Origin of the sequence: Ramlibacter humi (assembly GCF_004681975.1) — a bacterium.
Classification (GTDB): Bacteria; Pseudomonadota; Gammaproteobacteria; order Burkholderiales; family Burkholderiaceae_C; genus Ramlibacter; species Ramlibacter humi.
On sequence record NZ_SMLK01000005.1, the window covers coordinates 195,085 to 212,810 of the forward strand.

The 17,726-nt window shown below is 70.4% G+C and carries 14 protein-coding genes and 1 pseudogene; 8 read left to right on the forward strand and 7 right to left on the reverse strand.

Translation table 11 applies throughout. The features are described from left to right. Positions 1-7 precede the first annotated feature (7 nt). The 5 genes and pseudogenes from EZ216_RS15780 (at position 8) to EZ216_RS22000 (ending at position 5,346) form a co-directional block, all read left to right on the forward strand. On the forward strand, positions 8-1,102 hold the full coding sequence (locus tag EZ216_RS15780; protein ID WP_135250742.1) for a ferritin-like domain-containing protein: 1,095 nt from the start codon (positions 8-10) through the stop codon (positions 1,100-1,102). 42 nt (positions 1,103-1,144) lie between these two features. Further along, positions 1,145-3,700: a DNA ligase D gene (ligD, locus tag EZ216_RS15785; protein ID WP_135250743.1), complete on the forward strand. Its 2,556-nt coding sequence runs from the start codon at positions 1,145-1,147 to the stop codon at positions 3,698-3,700. 3 nt (positions 3,701-3,703) lie between these two features. Next, positions 3,704-4,459: a histidine phosphatase family protein gene (locus EZ216_RS15790; RefSeq protein ID WP_135250744.1), complete on the forward strand. Its 756-nt coding sequence runs from the start codon at positions 3,704-3,706 to the stop codon at positions 4,457-4,459. A 1-nt stretch (position 4,460) separates the two neighbouring features. After that, positions 4,461-4,856, forward strand: a pseudogene (locus EZ216_RS21995) (NAD(P)H-hydrate dehydratase); the annotation flags it as partial. 112 nt (positions 4,857-4,968) lie between these two features. Beyond that, positions 4,969-5,346: an ADP-dependent NAD(P)H-hydrate dehydratase gene (locus tag EZ216_RS22000; protein WP_275405153.1), complete on the forward strand. Its 378-nt coding sequence runs from the start codon at positions 4,969-4,971 to the stop codon at positions 5,344-5,346. Between the two features lie 10 nt (positions 5,347-5,356). On the opposite strand, the gene EZ216_RS15800 is transcribed toward EZ216_RS22000, so the two are convergent. From EZ216_RS15800 to EZ216_RS15820, 5 genes are all read right to left on the reverse strand, one after another. Further along, positions 5,357-8,497 carry an efflux RND transporter permease subunit gene (locus tag EZ216_RS15800; protein ID WP_135250745.1) on the reverse strand — a complete coding sequence of 1,047 codons (3,141 nt, stop codon included), beginning with the start codon at positions 8,495-8,497 and terminating at the stop codon, positions 5,357-5,359. 7 nt (positions 8,498-8,504) lie between these two features. After that, positions 8,505-9,641, reverse strand: coding sequence for an efflux RND transporter periplasmic adaptor subunit (locus EZ216_RS15805; protein ID WP_135250746.1), 1,137 nt, complete (start codon positions 9,639-9,641; stop codon positions 8,505-8,507). Positions 9,642-9,777: 136 nt separating this feature from the next. Continuing rightward, on the reverse strand, positions 9,778-10,608 hold the full coding sequence (locus EZ216_RS15810) for an ankyrin repeat domain-containing protein (protein WP_135250747.1): 831 nt from the start codon (positions 10,606-10,608) through the stop codon (positions 9,778-9,780). Positions 10,609-10,615: 7 nt separating this feature from the next. Next, complete coding sequence (locus EZ216_RS15815) at positions 10,616-11,380, reverse strand: hypothetical protein (RefSeq protein ID WP_135250748.1); 765 nt, start codon at positions 11,378-11,380, stop codon at positions 10,616-10,618. A gap of 164 nt (positions 11,381-11,544) precedes the next feature. Continuing rightward, positions 11,545-12,894, reverse strand: coding sequence for a hypothetical protein (locus EZ216_RS15820; RefSeq protein ID WP_205959688.1), 1,350 nt, complete (start codon positions 12,892-12,894; stop codon positions 11,545-11,547). A gap of 217 nt (positions 12,895-13,111) precedes the next feature. Here EZ216_RS15820 and EZ216_RS15825 point away from each other — a divergent pair, with 217 nt between their 5' ends. From EZ216_RS15825 to EZ216_RS15835, 3 genes are read left to right on the forward strand one after another with little or no spacing between them, the layout of a single operon-like run. Next, on the forward strand, positions 13,112-13,876 hold the full coding sequence (locus EZ216_RS15825; protein WP_135250749.1) for an SDR family oxidoreductase: 765 nt from the start codon (positions 13,112-13,114) through the stop codon (positions 13,874-13,876). Positions 13,877-13,912: 36 nt separating this feature from the next. Next, entirely contained in the window at positions 13,913-15,190 is a 1,278-nt protein-coding gene (locus tag EZ216_RS15830; protein WP_135250750.1) for an amidohydrolase, read from the forward strand. Further along, positions 15,190-15,852 carry a trimeric intracellular cation channel family protein gene (locus EZ216_RS15835; RefSeq protein ID WP_135250751.1) on the forward strand — a complete coding sequence of 221 codons (663 nt, stop codon included), beginning with the start codon at positions 15,190-15,192 and terminating at the stop codon, positions 15,850-15,852. Before EZ216_RS15830 ends, EZ216_RS15835 begins: the two co-directional genes overlap by 1 nt. 27 nt (positions 15,853-15,879) lie before the next feature. Here EZ216_RS15835 and EZ216_RS15840 read toward each other — a convergent pair whose 3' ends face one another. Both EZ216_RS15840 and EZ216_RS15845 read right to left on the reverse strand, forming a co-directional pair. After that, positions 15,880-16,542, reverse strand: coding sequence for an N-acetyltransferase (locus EZ216_RS15840; protein ID WP_338050553.1), 663 nt, complete (start codon positions 16,540-16,542; stop codon positions 15,880-15,882). Then, positions 16,539-17,423, reverse strand: a complete 885-nt coding sequence (locus tag EZ216_RS15845; protein WP_135250752.1) for a hypothetical protein — start codon at positions 17,421-17,423, stop codon at positions 16,539-16,541. The genes EZ216_RS15840 and EZ216_RS15845 overlap by 4 nt, the downstream gene beginning before the upstream one ends. Positions 17,424-17,726: the final 303 nt, after the last annotated feature.

The window sequence follows — 17,726 nt, forward strand, 5'->3', positions numbered from 1 at the left end:
CATTCACATGGCTGCAGAAGACAGGGATCTCCACCGCGACCCCATCACCGACGAGCCGGGCGCCCATCCGGTGGGCACGGGCGTGGGCGCCACCGGCGGCGCGGTCGCGGGCGCGGCGGCCGGCACGATCGCGGGCCCCGTGGGCACCGTGGTCGGCGGCGTCATCGGCGCGGTGGTCGGCGGCCTGGCCGGCAAGGCCGCGGCCGAGGCGGTCAATCCCACGGCCGAGGAAGCGCACTGGCGCGAGAACTACACGCGCGAGCCCTACTACGAGCAGGGCCGCAGTTTCGACGACTACGGCCCGGCCTACATGCACGGCATGCGCGGCCGCCTGTCGAACGAGACCGACTGGGACGCGGCCGAACCGGGCCTGGGTTCCGACTGGTCGAACGCGCGCGCCGGCTCCGGCCTCAGCTGGGAACAGGCGCGACCCGCCTCGCGCGCGGCATGGGACCGCGTCGATCGCCAGCGCGGCGGCGCTTCGGGCCTGGGGCTGGCTGAAACCGGCGACCGGGCGAGCGACACCGCGGTGGTGCGCGCCGCCGACCTGGGCAGCGGCGGCACCGACTACTACAGCGGCCTGCGTGGCGCCGAGCGAGCCGGTGGCGCGATGGGCGCCGTGGGTGCCGCGCAGGGCGCGGGCAACGCGAGCGGCAGCACCAGGGACGTCATCGACGCGCTGCAGGACCTGGTCGAGTGTTGCAAGGACGGCGAGTACGGCTTCCGCGAGTGCGCGGAGCAAGCCAGGCGCGCCGACCTGAAGTCGCTGTTCCTGCAGCGCGCCGACGACTGCGCCCGCGGTGCCGAGGAATTGAACAACGAGATCCGTTCGCTGGGCGGCTCGCCCGAGGAAAGCGGCAGCGCCGCCGGCGCGCTGCACCGCGGCTGGGTGTCGGTGAAGTCCAAGCTCACCACCTACGACGACAAGGCGGTGCTGGAGGAATGCGAGCGCGGCGAAGACAACGCCGTGGCGCGCTACCGCAAGGCCCTCCAGAAGCCGCTGCCGGAGAACATCCGCGCCAAGGTGGAGCGCCAGTTCCAGGGCGTGCAGCGCAACCACGACCAGGTGAAGATGCTGCGCAACCAGTTTCGCACGCAATGATGCGAAGGCCGGGGCCTGCGGGTCCCGGCCAACCAGACCGGAATGGCCAACGACCGCCCCGCCGCCCGCGATGCCCTGAAGACCTACCGCGCCAAGCGGCGGTTCGACGCCACGCCCGAGCCGGCCGAAGGCGGCGTCGCCAACGAGAACGAGCGCGCCTTCGTGATCCAGAAGCACTGGGCCACGCGGCTGCACTACGACTTCCGGCTGGAGCTGGAAGGCACGATGAAAAGCTGGGCCGTGCCCAAGGGCCCGAGCTACGACCCGCACGACAAGCGCATGGCGATGCCCACCGAGGACCATCCCATCTCGTACAACAGGTTCGAAGGCACCATCCCGGCCGGCAACTACGGCGCGGGCAAGGTCATCATCTGGGACAAGGGCACCTGGGTCCCGCTGGAAGATCCGCACAAGGGCTGGCGCGACGGCAAGCTGAAGTTCGAGATGCGCGGCCACAAGATGCGGGGCCACTGGACCCTGGTGCGCATGAAGGGCCGCGGCAACGGCCGCGAGGACCCGTGGCTGTTGATCAAGGAGCGCGACGCTTTCGCGCGGCCCGCCTCGGAGTTCAGCGTCGTGGATGAAATGCCGGACAGCGTGCAGCGCCTCGCGGACAAGCCGAAGTCCGTCACACCACCTTCGGCCGCCGAAGCCGCACCCACCGACGGGCCGCCCGCGGGCGCCGTCAAGGCGAAGCTGCCGGAGAAGCTCTCGCCGCAATTGGCGGTGCTGGTGGACGCGCCGCCCGCCCAGCCCGAAGACTGGGTGTTCGAGATCAAGTTCGACGGCTACCGCATGCTGGCGCGCGTCGAAAACCATGAGCCGCGCCTCGTCACCCGCAACGGCAACGACTGGTCCTCGCGCCTGCCGGGCCTGATGGAGGCGTTGCGCTCGATGGAGCTGCCGGACGGCTGGTACGACGGCGAGATCATCCTGCCGGGCGCCGACACGCCGGCGGATTTCCAGGCGCTGCAGGGCGCCTTCGAATCCTCGCAGACGGACCGCATCGTCTACTACCTGTTCGACCTGCCCTATTGCGCCGGCCACGACCTGCGCGCCGTGCCGCTGGCGCAGCGGCGCGAAGTGCTGCGGCGCATCTTGCAGCGGCAATCGCACGAGAACGTGCGCTACAGCGAAGTGTTCGACGTGCCGCTGGACCGCATGCTCGCCTCCGCTTGCCAGCTGGGGCTGGAAGGCGTGATCGCCAAGCGTCGCGACTCGGCCTACGTGTGCCGCCGCTCCAGCGACTGGCTCAAGCTGAAGTGCGCGCACCGGCAGGAGTTCGTCATCGGCGGCTGGACCGACCCGAAGGGCTCGCGCACCGGCATCGGCTCGCTGCTGCTGGGCGTGCACGAAGACGACGGCACGCTGCGCTACGCGGGCAACGTCGGCACCGGGTTCAACGAGCGCACGCTGCGGGACGTCCGCAAGCGCCTGGACGAGTTTGCGGCGGCGAAGAGCCCGTTCGACGCGGGCAGCGGCATCCCGCGCGCCGCGCACTGGGTCAAGCCCGAACTCGTGTGCGAGGTCTCGTACGGTGCGATGACGCGCGACGGCAAGGTGCGCCACTCGGTGTTCCACGGCCTGCGATCGGACAAGCCTGCCGGCGAGATTTCCATGGAGCAGGTTCAGCACGAGCCGCCACCGGACACGCTCGCGGCACCCGCGAAGAAGACCCGCAAGGCCGCCGCGGCGCCGGCCGCCTCGGCCACGCTGCCCGCTTCATTGCGCGTGAGCAATCCCGATCGCGTGATCGACGCGGAAAGCGGCCTGACCAAGATCGCCCTGGTGCGCTACTACGCGCTGGTGGCGCCGCTGATGATGGGGCACCTGCTCAACCGCCCCATCGCGATGGTGCGCGCGCCGGATGGCGTGGATGGCCAGCTGTTCTTCCAGAAGCACCTGGAGCGCTACAAGATGGCGGGCGTCGCGCAACTGGACCCGGCGATCTTCCCGGGCCATCCGCCGATGCTGGAGATCCTGGGGCCGGAAGGCCTGCTGTCCGCGGCGCAGATGAACGTCATCGAGTTCCACACCTGGAACGCGAAGGCGAAGAAGGCCGGCCAGCCCGATCGCATGACCTTCGACCTGGACCCGGGGGACGGCGTCACCTGGCCGCAGGTGCAGGAAGCGGCGCAGCTGGTGCGCACCTTCCTCGAGGAACTGCAGCTGCCCGCTTTCCTGAAAACCAGCGGCGGCAAGGGCCTGCACGTGGTGGTGCCGCTGAAGCCGCAGCACGGCTGGGACCCGGTGAAGGACTTCTCGCAGGCCATCGTCAGCCACCTGGCCCGCACCATCCCGCAGCGCTTCGTCGCCAAGAGCGGGCCGAAGAACCGCGTCGGCCGCATCTTCATCGACTACCTGCGCAACGGCTTCGGCGCCACCACCGCAGCCGCGTGGTCGGCGCGCGCGCGGCCGGGCCTGGGCATCTCGGTGCCGGTGCGCTGGGACGAGCTCCAGGGCCTGAAGAGCGGCGCGCACTGGACCGTGGCGACGGTGCACCAGCGCCTGGACGAAGGCAACGAGCCTTGGGCGGACTACGGCCGCAGCGCCGCCGCGCTCGGGGCCGCGATGAAGAAGCTGGGCTTCCAACCCTGAGGCATGGGTACCTGGCCGAAAACCCTGTGGATCGTGCGGCACGGCCAGAGCGCCGGCAACGTCGCGCGCGATGCGGCCGAAGCCGCCGGCCTGGCGATGCTGGACATCGCCGAGCGCGACATGGACGTGCCGCTGTCGCCCCTGGGCCGCGAGCAGGCCAGTGCGCTGGGACAGTGGTTCGGCGAATTGCCGCGCGCGCGGCGGCCCGACGTGGTGCTGACGTCGCCTTACGTGCGCGCGCGCCAGACCACGCAGCTGCTGATGGACACGGCGGGCCTGGACCGGACCAGGGTGCGCATGCGCGTCGACGAGCGCCTGCGCGAAAAGGAATTCGGCATCCTCGACCGCCTGACGGTGCTGGGCATCCACCAGCAGTTCCCCGAACTCGCGGCGCAGCGCAAGCACGTGGGCAAGTTCTACTTCCGCCCCCCCGGCGGCGAAAGCTGGTGCGACGTGATCCTGCGGCTGCGCAGCGTGCTGGAGATGATCACGCGCGAGCACCATGGCCAGCGCGTGCTCATCGTCGCGCACCAGGTCATCGTCAACTGCATGCGCTACCTGGTCGAATGCCTGGAAGAGCACGAAATCCTGTCGCTGGACCGGCAGGCCGACGTGCCCAACTGCGGCGTCACCTCGTACGAGCACGACCCGCTGGACGACCGGCTGGTGCCCGACCTGGTGAACTTCACCGCGCCCTTGCGCGAACACGGCGCACCGGTCACCACCGAGCCGGACGCATTGGCGGCCCCGAAGTCCTGACATGGGTGCCCCCTTGCGACCTCGCCGCATCGACGCGGCCGCGCTTCGCGGGTGGCCGCTGCCATCGCTGTCGCAGGACGCCGACAAGGAAGCGCGCGGCCGCATCGTCGTCATCGCCGGCAGCCGCGAGACCCCCGGCGCGGCCGTGCTCGCAGCCACCGCGGCACTGCGGGTCGGCGCGGGCAAACTGGTGATCGCCACGGCAGCATCGGTCGCGGACCCCATGGCATTCGCGATGCCGGAAGCGCGCGTCATCGCGCTGCCGGAAACCGATGCCGGCGGCCTGCGGGCGGATGGCGTTTCCCGGCTGGAGAAATCGCTGGCGGCGGCGCATGCCGTCGTGCTCGGCCCGGGACTCATGGACCGCGACGCCACGTGCCGTTTCATCGAACGCCTGTTGCCGCTGCTGAAGGACCGCCGCGTGGTGCTGGATGCGCTGGCGATGGACAGCGTGCAGGCCATCGGCCGCTTCCCGCAACCGGGTGCTGCTCACGCCGCACGCCGGCGAAATGGCTCACCTCACGGGCGCGGACAAGGACGAAGTGCTCGCCGCCCCGATGGCCGCGGCGCTGGAAGCCGCGCGGCGCTGGAACGCGGTGGTCGCGTTGAAGGGACCTTCCACCGCCATCGCCACGCCGCAAGGCGAATGCTGGGTGCACGACGGCGGCGACTGCGGCCTGGCGACTTCGGGATCGGGCGACACGCTGGCGGGCGCCATCGGCGGCTTGTGCGCACGCGGCGCCACGCTGCCCCAGGCCTGCGCGTGGGGCGTGTGGCTGCATGCGCAAGCGGGTGAGCGCCTCGCACGGACGATGGGGCCCGTGGGCTATCTCGCGCGCGAGATCCCGGCCGGGATGCTCGCGGCGCTGCGCGAAGTGGAGGGCTGACCCCGCGCAGCTAGCCGAGCGAAACGTCCCGGGGCGGCGCCGGCGCGTCTTCCTTGCCGCCTTCCCATCGGCGGCGCAGGCGCTCCAGGTACAGGTAGACGACGGGCGTGGTGAACAGCGTGAGCAGCTGCGACAGCGCCAGCCCGCCCACCATGGCGAACCCCAGCGGCCGGCGCAGTTCCGAACCGGTTCCGCCGCCCACCATCAGGGGCACGCCCGCGAGCAGCGCGCACATCGTGGTCATCATGATCGGCCGGAAGCGCCGCAGGCAGGCCTGCACGATGGCGGCGTCCGGCCCCAGCCCCTGCTCGCGTTCGGCCGTGAGCGCGAAGTCGACCATCATGATCCCGTTCTTCTTCACGATGCCGATCAGCAGGATGATCGCGATGAGCGCGATCACGTCCAGGTTGTAGCCGAAGAGCAGCAGCATCAGCAGCGCGCCCAGGCCCGCCGACGGCAGCGTGGAAAGGATCGTGAGCGGGTGGATGTAGCTCTCGTACAGCAGCCCCAGCACGATGTAGACGGCCAGCAGCGCGGCCGCGATCAGCAGCGGCTGCGATGCCAGCGATTGCTGGAAAGCCTGGGCCGTCCCCTGGAAGCTGCCCGACAGGGCGGCGGGGGCGTTCATCCCGGACATCACGCCATTGACGGCGCTCACCGCGTCGCCCAGCGCCGAGCCCTGCGCCAGGTTGAACGAGATCGTGACCGCGGGAAACTGCCCCTGGTGGCTGACCGACAGGTAGTTCGTGCGCGTGTTGTCGAAGCTGGCGAAAGTGGAGAGCGGCACCGGCTGGTTGGCGACGGGCGAGTTGACATACAGGTCCTGCAGCAGGTTGGGGTCCTGCGCCAGCGCGGGCGTAGCCTCCATCACGACGTGATACGCGTTCAGCTGGGTGAAGTACTGCGCCACCTGCCGCTGGCCGATGGCGTCGTACAGCGTCGCGTCGATCATCGCCGGCGTGATGCCGTAGCTGCCGGCGCGATCGCGGTCGATCAGCAGGTGCAGCGCCGGCGCGCCGAGCTGCTGGTCCGAAGCGACGTCGGCCAGCTGCGGCAGCGAGCGCAGGCGCTCCAGGATGCGCGGCGCCCACGCGCCGAGTTCGTCGATGTTGGAATCGGTCAGCGTGTACTGGTACTGCGTGCGCGCGAGACGCCCGCCGACGCTGACGTCCTGCGCGGCCTGCATGAACAGCGTCACGCCCTGCAGCCCCGCCAGCTTGCGCCGCAGCCGGGCCAGCACCTCGTCGGCGCTGGCCCGGCGGCCATCGCTGCGCTGCTTCAGCGAGATGTTGAAGTTCGCGCTGTTGTACGCGTTGTTGCCGATGTTGAACGCGACGCCGTACACGTCCGGGTCGGCGCGCACGATGTCTGCCACGGCGAGCGAACGCCGGCTCATCGCCTCGAACGAGCTGTCCTGCGAACTCTCGGCCTGGCCCTGGATGAAGCCTGTGTCCTGCTGCGGGAAGAAGCCCTTGGGGGAGTAGACGTACAGCGCCACCGTCGCAGCCACCGTCACCAGGAACACGAGCAAGGTGAGCGGCTGGTGGCGCAGCACGGCGTGCAGCGCGCGGTCGTAGCCGTGCTGCATCGCATCGAATGCCCGCCCGGACCACCGCAGCAGCCGGTTGGGCGGCTTGTCTTTCGGACGTGGGTGCAGGAACCGGGCGCACAGCATGGGGATGAGCGTCAGCGCGACCAGCACGGAGATCGCGATGGTGAACGTGACGGTCAGCGCGAACTCGCGGAAGAACCTGCCGATGACGCCGCCCATCAGCAGCAGCGGGATGAACACGGCGACCAGCGACACCGAGATGGAGATCACGGTGAACGCGATCTCGCGCGATCCCTGCAGCGCCGCCTGCTCCGCGGGCATGCCCTCTTCCACGTGACGGAAGATGTTCTCCAGCACGACCACGGCGTCGTCGACGACGAAGCCCACCGAGATCGTCAGCGCCATGAGCGACAGGTTGTCCAGGCTGAAGCCCGGCGGATGCATCAGCGCGGCGGCGCCGAGGATGGCCAGCGGGATGGTCGCCGCGGGGATCAGCGTGGCCGCCACGTTGCGCAGGAAAAGGAAGATCACCATGACCACGAGCGCGATCGACAGCACCAGCGTGAACTCGACGTCTTCCACCGAAGCCCGGATGGTCTGCGTGCGGTCCGCGAGCACGCCGACCTGCACCGCTGGCGGGATGGCGGCCTCGATCTTCGGCAGCGCATGGGTGACGTTGTCTACCGTCTCGACCACGTTCGAGCCCGGCTGCTTGAAGACCGCGACCACCACGGACTTGCCGTTGGCCAGCCCCTGCACGCCCGGCCCGGCGAACGTCCAGGCCGCCAGCCGCGAGTTCTCCGGCCCGTCGACGGCAACGCCGATGTCGCGCACCCGGATCGGCGCGCCGTTGCGGTAGCCGAGCAGCACGTCGTTCCACGCCGCGGCGGAGAAGATCTGGTCGTTGTCGTACACCGTCACGCTCTGCGCCCGGCCGTCGAGCGAGCCCTTGGGCGAATTGACGGTGGCCGATGCCAGCTGCGTGCGCACCTGCTCCAGGTCCAGGCCCAGCGCCGCCGCCTTGGCCGGATCGACCTGCACCCGCACAGCGGGCTTCTGCTGCCCGAACACGGTGACGAGGCCGACGCCCGGCAGCTGCGAGATCTGCTGCGCGACGATGCTGTCGGCAAGGTCGGAGACGGTCGTCACCGGCAAGGTCTGCGAGCTCATGCCCAGCAGCAGGATCGCGCGGTCGGCCGGGTTGACCTTGCGGTAGGTCGGCGGCGAAGGCAGGTTGTCGGGCAGCTGGCCGCCGGCGGCGTTGATCGCGGCGGCGACGTCGATGGACGCGGAGTCGATGCTGCGCTTGAGGTCGAACTGCAGCGTGATGTTGGTCGAACCCAGCACGCTACTGGACGTCATCTGCGTCAGCCCGGAGATCTGGGAGAAGTAGCGCTCCAGCGGCGTGGCCACGTTGGACGCCATCGTCTCGGGACTGGCGCCCGGCAGCGACGCGGACACCTGGATGGTCGGGAACTCCACCTCCGGCAACGCGGCGACGGGCAGCGCCCGCCACGCCGCCGCCCCGAACAGGAACAGGCCCAGCGCCAGCAGCGAAGTGCCGATCGGATGGCGGATGAAAAAGGCCGAAACCTGCATGGGGCGCTCACCCGGCCGTCTCGGCCACCTTCACGCCGGGCCGCAGCTTGTACTGTCCGTCGACCACCACGTGCTCGCCGCCGGCCAGTCCGCTGGTGACCAGCGAGCGGCCGCCCTCGCTCTGCTGGACGACCACCGCCTTCGCCGCGGCGGTGCCGTCGGGCTGCACCACGTAGGTGAAAAGGCCGTCGGGACCGCGCTGCACGGCGGCATCCGGGATGGTGAGCCCGTCGCTGATCTCGGAGAGCACCACGCGCACGTTGACGTACTGGCCCGGCCAGAGCTGGTTCTGCGCGTTGGGAAAGACGGCGCGCATCTGGAACGTGCCCGTGGCCGGGTCGATCTGATTGTTCACCAGGGTCAGCCGGCCGGTGGCCAGCAAGGCGGCGTCGGTCCGGCCCAGCGCCTGCACCTCCAGCGGCCGGCCCGGCGCGGCGGCCTGCGCGCGCAGCACGGGTTGCAGCCGGTTCTCCGGCAAGGTGAACAGCACGCTGATCGGGTCGATCTGGTTGATCTGCACGATGCCCGACGTGTCGGCGGCGTGGACGATGTTGCCCGGGTCGACCATGCGCTTGCCGGTGCGCCCGCTCACCGGCGCGCGGATCGTGGCGTAGTCCAGCTGGACGCGCGCGTTGTCGATCTGCGCCTGGTCCAGCTTCACCGTCGCCCGCAACTGGCCCACCAGCGCCCGCTGCGTGTCCAGTTGCTGGCGTGCGATCGAGTCCTGCCGCATGAGCGTGGTGTAGCGGTCCAGGTCGAGCAGCGCGTTGGCCAGCTGCGCTTCGTCGCGGCCCTTCTGCGCCACGAACTGCGCGAGCTGCGCTTCCAGCGCGAGGGGATCGATGCGCGCGAGCACGTCGCCCTGCCGGACGTCCTGGCCTTCGCGGAACAGCACGCGGTCCAGTTGCCCATCGATGCGCGCGCGCACCAGCACCGAGTTGAGCGGCGTGACCGTGCCAATGCCGGTGGCCACGACGGCCACCTGCCTGCGCGTGGCCACGGCCGTGGTGACCGGCACGGCGGCCGGCGGCGGCCGGGCCTGGGTCTTCCTGTCGTCGCCGACGGAACGCGTGGCGGCGATGACGGCCACAAGCAGGACCACCAAGCCGGCGGACATGAGGAAATGCCGAGCACGCCCACCCATGCGTCTCTCCTTGAGGCCGTGGTGGGCGTTCGACCCGGCCTTTCCGGGCGGGTTCCTTCGAGGCTGCCCGGCCGTGACTGCGGCCCAGGGCTGCAAGTGGGTGCGACCTAGTCAGCGCATCCTGCCGGCAGCGGTCTCATCGCGGGCGTTGCTGCGCTGCGCCAGCCGGCGGCCAGGCGCCCGCCTGGCGCAGCGCGTGCCCTTGGTCGGGCGTCGGCGGCGGGAATGGGAAGCCCAAGGCGCGCAGCCGCGCCAGGAGCGCCACGCGCTGCCGGTCCATGGGGCTGCCATGGACCCAGGACGCCGTCGCGGCGGGTTCCTGCGCGGCGTAGCCGATGGTGGTGCCCATCGAGTCCATCACCCACGGTGACGCGCCACGGTCGAGGAACTCGTTGACTAGGTCGAAGCGTTCCACGTCTGCGGCGTAGAGCGCCACCGTCCCGCCGGTGGTGGTCGGCCGTTCCAGGTCCGCCCCACGCGCGAGATAAAAGTCGAGCACTTCGCGCCGGCGCGTGTTCATCGCGACGGCCAGCAGCAATTCGCCGCCGCCGCGGTTGTTCAGGTCGGCGCCCGCGTGGTGCAGGCGTTCGAGGAAGTAGAGCGTGGGCTGGACCGTCGCGGCATACAGCGCGTTGCCGGCGATCGGGCCGGCGGGGTCGCCCAAGGCGCCATGCTCCAGCAGGATCTCGAACGCGCGCCGGCGGCGCGCCGCGATGGCGAGCGACAGGAAAGCCGCACCATTCCTTCCGCGTTCGAGCAAAGAAATCTGCCCCGACCGCGCCATCGACAGCACGGCGGCATCGTCGCCCTCCACGATGGCGCGTGCCATCTCCCGCGCGGGGCCTGCCGCAAACATCTCCGCGTTCAGCATGCCCGCGTTGGCTTCGGCCCCGGTTGCCCGCAGCGCGCCCGCGAGCGCCAGCAGGCAGAAGCTGCGCCGGCCGCCAAGCAGGTTTCCGAAGGGCATGCGCGCTTCAACGGGCGATCACCCAACGCCCGCCGCTGCGCCGGAAGACCACGTCGAAAGTCTCGGAGCCGCTGCCGTCCTTGTAGTTGAAGGCGAGCATGGGCTGGCCGTCCCAGCGGGTGAGCTTCGCCAGCCGGCCGCCGGCGAACACGACCAGTTCGGCGTCCTCGGGCTCCAGCGGAAACAGCGCGAGGGAGCGGTCCTGCGACAGCTTCTCGAGCATCGCGGCCCGCCGCGCCATCTCGGCTTCCTCCGTGTGGAATGCGGCAGCGAGCTCGCGGTTGCGCTCGGCGAACGCGGGCAACACTTGCCGCACCTCGCGCCGGCTGGCCGCGTCCCACAGCCGCTGGTACTCGCGCACCAGCTCCGCGCGCGTGCGCCTGTCGGCGGCGATCACGTCGCTGCGCATCCAGGCCCAGGCGGGCAGGCTTTCGGGAAGCTCGACCTGGGCGCGCGCGGCTGCGAACGGCTCCTTCGGTCGCGGCCCCGCGGCCGGCCATCGCATCTCGATCAGCGGGGCCCTGGCCGATGCCGGCTTGCCCGCGGGGGCGGACAGGAGCGCCACGGAAGATTCACAGGCCCCTTGCGCCTTTCGCTGCCCCTGCAGGTCCGGCACCACGCTCAAGGTGTTGCGGCCCGGCACGACCCAGTGGTTGACCGGCAGCGTGACCTCGACGTCGCGCGTCGGCGTGCCCGGGGGAAGGACCGGGACGTCGTTCAGGCGGATGTCGAAGGCGCATCGCTCCGTCACGATGCGCACGAAATAGGCCATCGGGCCTGGCGCGGACGGCTCCGCTGCGATCGCGCAGGCGCAACCCGAGACGAGAAGGAGAGCGATTCCCAAGGCGTGGCGCATGCGACCGCACTTTAGGAAGGCCGCCGCCCCGCGCCCATCGTCCCGATGCAGGACCGCGCGGGAAGCAGGCTGTGTTCAGTTCAACCGCCCTGCTCGACGACGAAGCTCCTGCCGGATTTGGCGACAGCGCGCACGTTGGCCATGGGAGCAGTCCCCTTCTTGCTGACCATCACGGCGTCGGATCCGTCGCCATGCGCGACGACCTCTCCCTTGATGTCGATCGCGTTGACCTTGCCGCCCTCGACGGCGAACGTCGTCACGTTCGCGCCATGCGTCACCAGGTCCGCGCCCACGCGAAGGCTGTCGACCACGCCACCCGGCTTGACGCTGAATGCCTCCGCGGGAAGGAGCATGTTCACGCCTTTCACCAGGGTGTTGCCGACGGAGCCGTGCGTGGTGATGCCCTCCTCGATCACGATGGTGCCGACCGGCTTGCTCACTTGAACGCCGATGGAACCATCGCCGAAGGTTTCGATGGACCGGAACCGGATGTGGCGGACGGTTCCGTCGTACTGGTTGAAGCCGCGCGCTCCCAGTCCATGGGTGACGACTTCGTGTTCGGCCACGAAGTCCCCGACGGTGCCGAAGTTCACGAAGCCGATGCCGCTGGGGCCGTACGACGTGATCGGGGCATGCGCGAGCCAGCTGTCGACGCTGCCCCAGGTATCGAGCACCATGTCGTTCACGCCATAGGTCACGATTTCACCGAAGTGCTCGACCCGCTTCGCACGCACGCCATAAACCACGAAGACGCCCGCGGTGATGATGTCCGCCGTCCCATACGGCAGCATGCCGTTGGAGTAGACCGCGCCGGTGGTGAGCTGGTCCAGCTCCACCCATCCCCCGTGATCGCCGAACCCGCTGACGAAAACACCCGAGCCGATGACCGGGGCGCCCCGGCTGCCCACCGTGATGTTGGTCAGCGATGCGTGGATCGCGGAATCCGGGTCTCCGTTGAAGTTGTAGACGGTCAGTGCCCCCTGGTAGACGTTCACGCCGTACTTCTGGGGTTGCTCGCTGTAGCGGCGGCAATCGCAGGCCGCGACATGAAGCCTGTCCACGTCGAGCTTCAGCTTCGTGGTGCCGCTTCGCGCGATGAGGGAGACCTGGCCCGTGACGCTCAACCCGCTCAGGGCGATACGGCCCATGTCCGCCATGCCCGCCTGCGTGTAGATGGCGCGGCAGGCCGGGGTCGCCAGCACGGTGAGGTTCTCGATGCGGTTGTCCGCGGTCAATCCGACGCCATCCCCGTTGCTGAAGCTCAGGACGCAGCTCTCCTGGTCCCTGCCCGACAGCACGAAGCCCGGTGGCAGCGTGATCGAGTACGGGCTCAGCACCGAAGTCTGCAGTTGCAGATTGCACGGCTCCGGTTGCGAGAGCGCCTGGGACAGATCGGCCAGTGAAGAAATGGCGGTCGTGCGGATGGCCATGCGTGCTCCTCATCCCGGGTGCAACCGAAGCGGGTGTCGCCCCAGCATGGCGGCAAACCAGCGCACGGTCAACGCGATGAGCTTGCTTCGCCTGGCCTGTTGCCCGGCAGGGCAAGGCCGTGCAGCACGCTGATACACAGCGGCTGGACGAAGACTTCTTCCGGTCAGGGTCCGCCAGGACAATGTCGGCCAGTGGGCAATCGACTGGAGGCCCCGGATGGCACAGCGCGTATTGGTGACCGCCGGTGGCTCGGGCATCGGCAAGGAAATCGCCCGCTCCTTCGTGGCTTCGGGCGCCACCGTTTGCATCTGCGACATCGACGAGCGGGCGCTCGCGGCCGCGGCGAGCGAGATTCCCGGCCTGCGCACCGTCGCGTGCGACATCTCCAAACGGCCCGAGGTCGAGCGAATGATCGGCGAAGCCGTCCAGGCCTTGGGCGGCGGCCTCGACGTGCTGGTGAACAACGCCGGCATCGCCGGTCCGACGGCGCCCGTGGACGAAGCCGACCCCGATCAATGGGAAGCGGTGATGAAGGTCGACGTCATCGGGACGTTCCACGTCACCCGGCTCGCGATCCCGCACCTGAAGAAGTCCCGGGGAGGCAGCATCGTGGTGATGTCCTCCGTGGGCGGGCGCTTCGGCTACCCGAACCGAAGCGCGTACTGCACGGCCAAGATGGGGCTGATCGGCTTCGCCAAGACGCTGTCGAGGGAACTCGGCCCCTGGGACATCCGGGTCAATGCCATCGCGCCGGGAGCGGTCGCCGGCGAGCGCATCGAGCGCGTGCTGCAGGGCCGCGCCGGCGCGGAGCACAGGCCGCTGGACGAAGTGAGGGCCGATGCCATGCGCGTCCAGTCCCTCAAGCGCTTCGTCGACCCCGCGGACATCGCCGCGCTGGTGGTGTTCCTCGCCTCCAGCGCGGGGAAGTCCATTTCCGGCCAGGTCATCCCCATCGACAACGACGCGCAGACCTCGTCCTGAAGGTGCGCCGGCCGAGAACTGCCCGAAGGAGCATCCATGAGCGCGACACCGAGCCTGACCGCCGATCCCGTGTTGAAGGATCTCGACGCCATGCTGGCGGACCTGGAAGCCTTGTACAAGGACGTCCACTCGCATCCGGAACTGTCCATGCAGGAGAAGCGCACGGCCGCGCTGGCCGCCGGCCACCTGCGCAGGGCCGGCTTCGACGTGAGCACCGGCATTGGCGGCACCGGCGTCGTCGGCGTGCTGCGCAATGGCGCGGGGCCCACGGTGATGTTGCGTGCCGACATGGACGCGCTGCCGGTCGAAGAAGCCACCGGCCTGCCGTACGCGAGCAAGGCAACGGCGACCGACCGCGAGGGCCGCGTCGTGCCCGTCTCCCACATGTGCGGCCACGACATGCACGTCACCTGGCTCGCCGGGGCCAGCCGGTTGCTGGCGGACGCCCGCTCCGCCTGGCGCGGCACGCTGCTGGTCGTCTTCCAGCCCGGCGAGGAAACGGCAGAGGGTGCGCAGGCGATGATCGCCGACGGCCTGTTGTCGAGGTTCCCGAAGCCGGACGTGGTCCTGGGGCAGCACGTCATGGTCGGCCCCGCCGGCACGGTGGCGGGCCGCGCCGGGGCCATCACCTCCGCGGCCGACAGCCTGCAGATCCGGCTGTTCGGCCGCGGCGCGCACGGCTCGATGCCGCAGGCCAGCGTCGACCCCGTGGTGATGGCCGCGGCCACCGTCATGCGGCTGCAGGGCATCGTCTCGCGCGAGGTGGCCGCGGCCGAAGCCGCGGTCGTCACCGTGGGTGCGCTGCAGGCCGGCACGAAGGAGAACGTCATCCCCGACGAGGCCGTCATCAAGCTGAACGTGCGCACGTTCGACGAGGGCGTCCGCGCGCGGGTGCTCGCCGCCATCGAACGCATCGTCAATGCGGAAGCGCAGGCCTCGGGTGCGCCCCGCAAGCCCGAGATCACGGTGCTGGACCGCTATCCGCTCAACGTGAACGACCGCGACGCGAGCAAGCGGCTGGCCGATGCGTTCCGTGCGCACTTCGGCGCGGAACGGGTGCGCGAGACCGGGCCGGCGCCGGCCAGCGAGGATTTCGGCTCCTTCGGCACGGACTGGCGCGCCCCCTCGGTGTTCTGGTTCGTGGGCGGGACCGATCCACAGCGGTACGCCGAGGCCAAGGCGGCCAATCGCGTGAACGACCTGCCCGTCAACCACAGCCCGAAGTTCGCGCCGGTCCTGCATCCCACCCTGCGCACGGGCGTGGAGACGCTGGTCGTCGCCAGCAGGACCTGGATGCCCGCCGCGGCGGCGTGATGGCCGTCTCGAATCCGTTCGTGCTCTCCACGCCTTCCCTCCTGTACGCGCTGGACCTGGCCGGCACTTTCGTCTTCGCGCTCAGCGGCGGGATGGCCGCCGTCAAGCACCGGCTCGACCTGTTCGGCGTGCTGGTGCTCTCGTTCGCTGCCGCCAATACCGGCGGCATCACGCGCGACCTGCTGATCGGCGCCGTGCCGCCGGGCGCGGTCAGCGACTGGCACTACCTCGGCGTCTCGGTGCTGGCCGGCCTGCTCACCTTCCGCTTTCCGTCCCGCATCCGCGAAGACTGGAGCCCGGTGCTGCTGTTCGACGCCGCGGGCCTGGCGCTGTTCGCCGTGACGGGCGCAGGCAAGGCACTGGCGCACGGGCTCAACCCGGTGATGGCCACGCTGCTCGGGATGCTGACGGGCATCGGCGGCGGCATGGCGCGCGACGTGCTCCTGTCGCGCGTGCCCGCTGTGCTGCGCGCCGACCTGTATGCCGTCGCCGCCCTGGCCGGCGCGGCCGTGGTGGTGGGCGCGTCCGCTCTTCAGCTACCCGCGGTGCCATCGGCACTGGCCGGAGCTGGCCTCTGCTTCGGCTTGCGCGTGCTGGCGATGAAGCATGGGTGGCAGTTGCCCGTCGCGGCGCCAGCCGATCCACCGCCGGGCAAGGATTAGGCGAACCAGCCGGCTCGCCACAAGGCCTTACCCGGATTCGCCAACGTGCTGCGCGAGCGCCGCGCGGTCGGCACCCGTTGCTTCGCAGAAGTGCCCGCAGGACCAACCTTCGCCCAGCAGCACCATCCGGGTATGGAATGCGCCCAGCAGATCCGGATCGACCCGGTGGCCCAGCCAGCGCAGGCGCTTCGCCTCCAGCAGCACGTAACCCAGTTCGTGCTGCCGCGACAACGACGTCCACAACGCGTGCGCCGCGCGCGACTGGCGGCGTCCCGTGATGAGGCACATGCCGCGCTGCAGTGCCCAGCGGTAGACCGCCGAAGCGAGCCCGCGGCGCTGGTAGTCGTGCCCATACCGCGAGTGCGGCGAGCGCAGGTGCGGATCGGCCCGCCGGCTCAGCTCCACCAGCCGGTTGAAGACCGTGTAGCCGGCCAGCCGCCCGCACGCGAGGTCTTCCACGTACACGTAGTGCTCGCCGTCGGCTTGCCGATGGCGGAACGCGAATCCGGGAACGGGCAGCTCGATGGCGGCCAGCTGGCCCAGTGCGTCGCCGGGACGCTGCATGCGCTGCTGCAGGCGGCGCAGGTCGGACTCCACGCTCCATGGGGGCAGCTGCACGTCGATGCGCAACTCCGCCCACCACGGCAGCAGCTGCGCCGGGTTCCAGGCGCACGTGCTCATCGCGTTCATCGGGCCCTCCCCTTTCCCAGCACGAGGTCCGCGCCCTGCCAGTCGCCGCTGACCAGGTTCCGCGGCCGGGTGCACGCGCACACCACGGCGGAGGTGGCCCAGTCCTCGATGGCCACGGCGGTTCCCGCATAGATCCCGTAGCCCGGACCCGCGCGCAGTTCGCCGCCGGCGCGGATGCTCTCGCCGGCGCGGATGGCCGCGGCAGCGACCACGCACCCACCCGCTCGCACACCCCAGCCCGCGTCCAGCGGGCCGCCGCAACGGACCGAGCCGCCGCACTCGACGCCCAGGCGCACGTGCATGGCTCCGCCGCACTCGACGTCGCCGGCCACCTTCACGCGGCCTTCGCAACGCAGGCCGCCATCGACGGCCACGCTGCCGCGGGCGACGAGGTCACCGGCGCCCTCGAACGAGCCGCAGCGCAGCGCGTCCGCAGCCCGGACATCTCCACTGGCCCGCACCGGCCCCCGGACGTCGATCCACCGCGCGCGCACGCCCGCGGCGGTCAGCGGGCCCGCGCTTTCCAGCGGACCCGTCGCATGCACTTCGCCGCCCGCGGCGACGGTGCGCGCGGCGAGCGCGCCTTCGCATGCGATCGAACGCCCCGCGCGCAACACGCCTCCCACGTCGATGCCGCGCCGCGCGCGGATCGCGCCCGCGAACACCACGGCGGGCGCATCGAGCCTGTCCACCTCGAGCAAGGTGTTGGTCGGTCCCAGCTGGTCGAGAAGCCAGCACGCGTCGTCGACGCGGCCCGCGTCCACGAGCGCGTCGAGCACGTGCTGATAGCCGTTGGTCGGCTGCTGCTGGTGCCGGACGTACCAGCGGAATCCGGCGGCACACGGGCCCTTGGCCCGCAGGAAGTTGGTCGTGAAATCCATGAGCGATGACGGCACACGCCGCCCGCATGCGGCAGGCGGCAGGTTTTCGCGCGGGCTGGTGCCCGGCGGTCGAAAGTCAGCGCTTGGAAGGGAAGGAGGCGACCGCCGGGCTCATGGATGTGCGGCGGTTCGCCGGCACGCCGCCACCCGCTGCATGGCGAGCGCGCGGGGCGCTGCTGCAGGACGGCCGATGGCGGTGGCGGGATTCATCGGCCGGAGTATCGGCCATCGCGGGCCGTGCCGGCGCTAATCTGGCAAGGATCGGCAGGTCTTTGCCCCGCCGCGGCGGACCCGCGCAAGGCC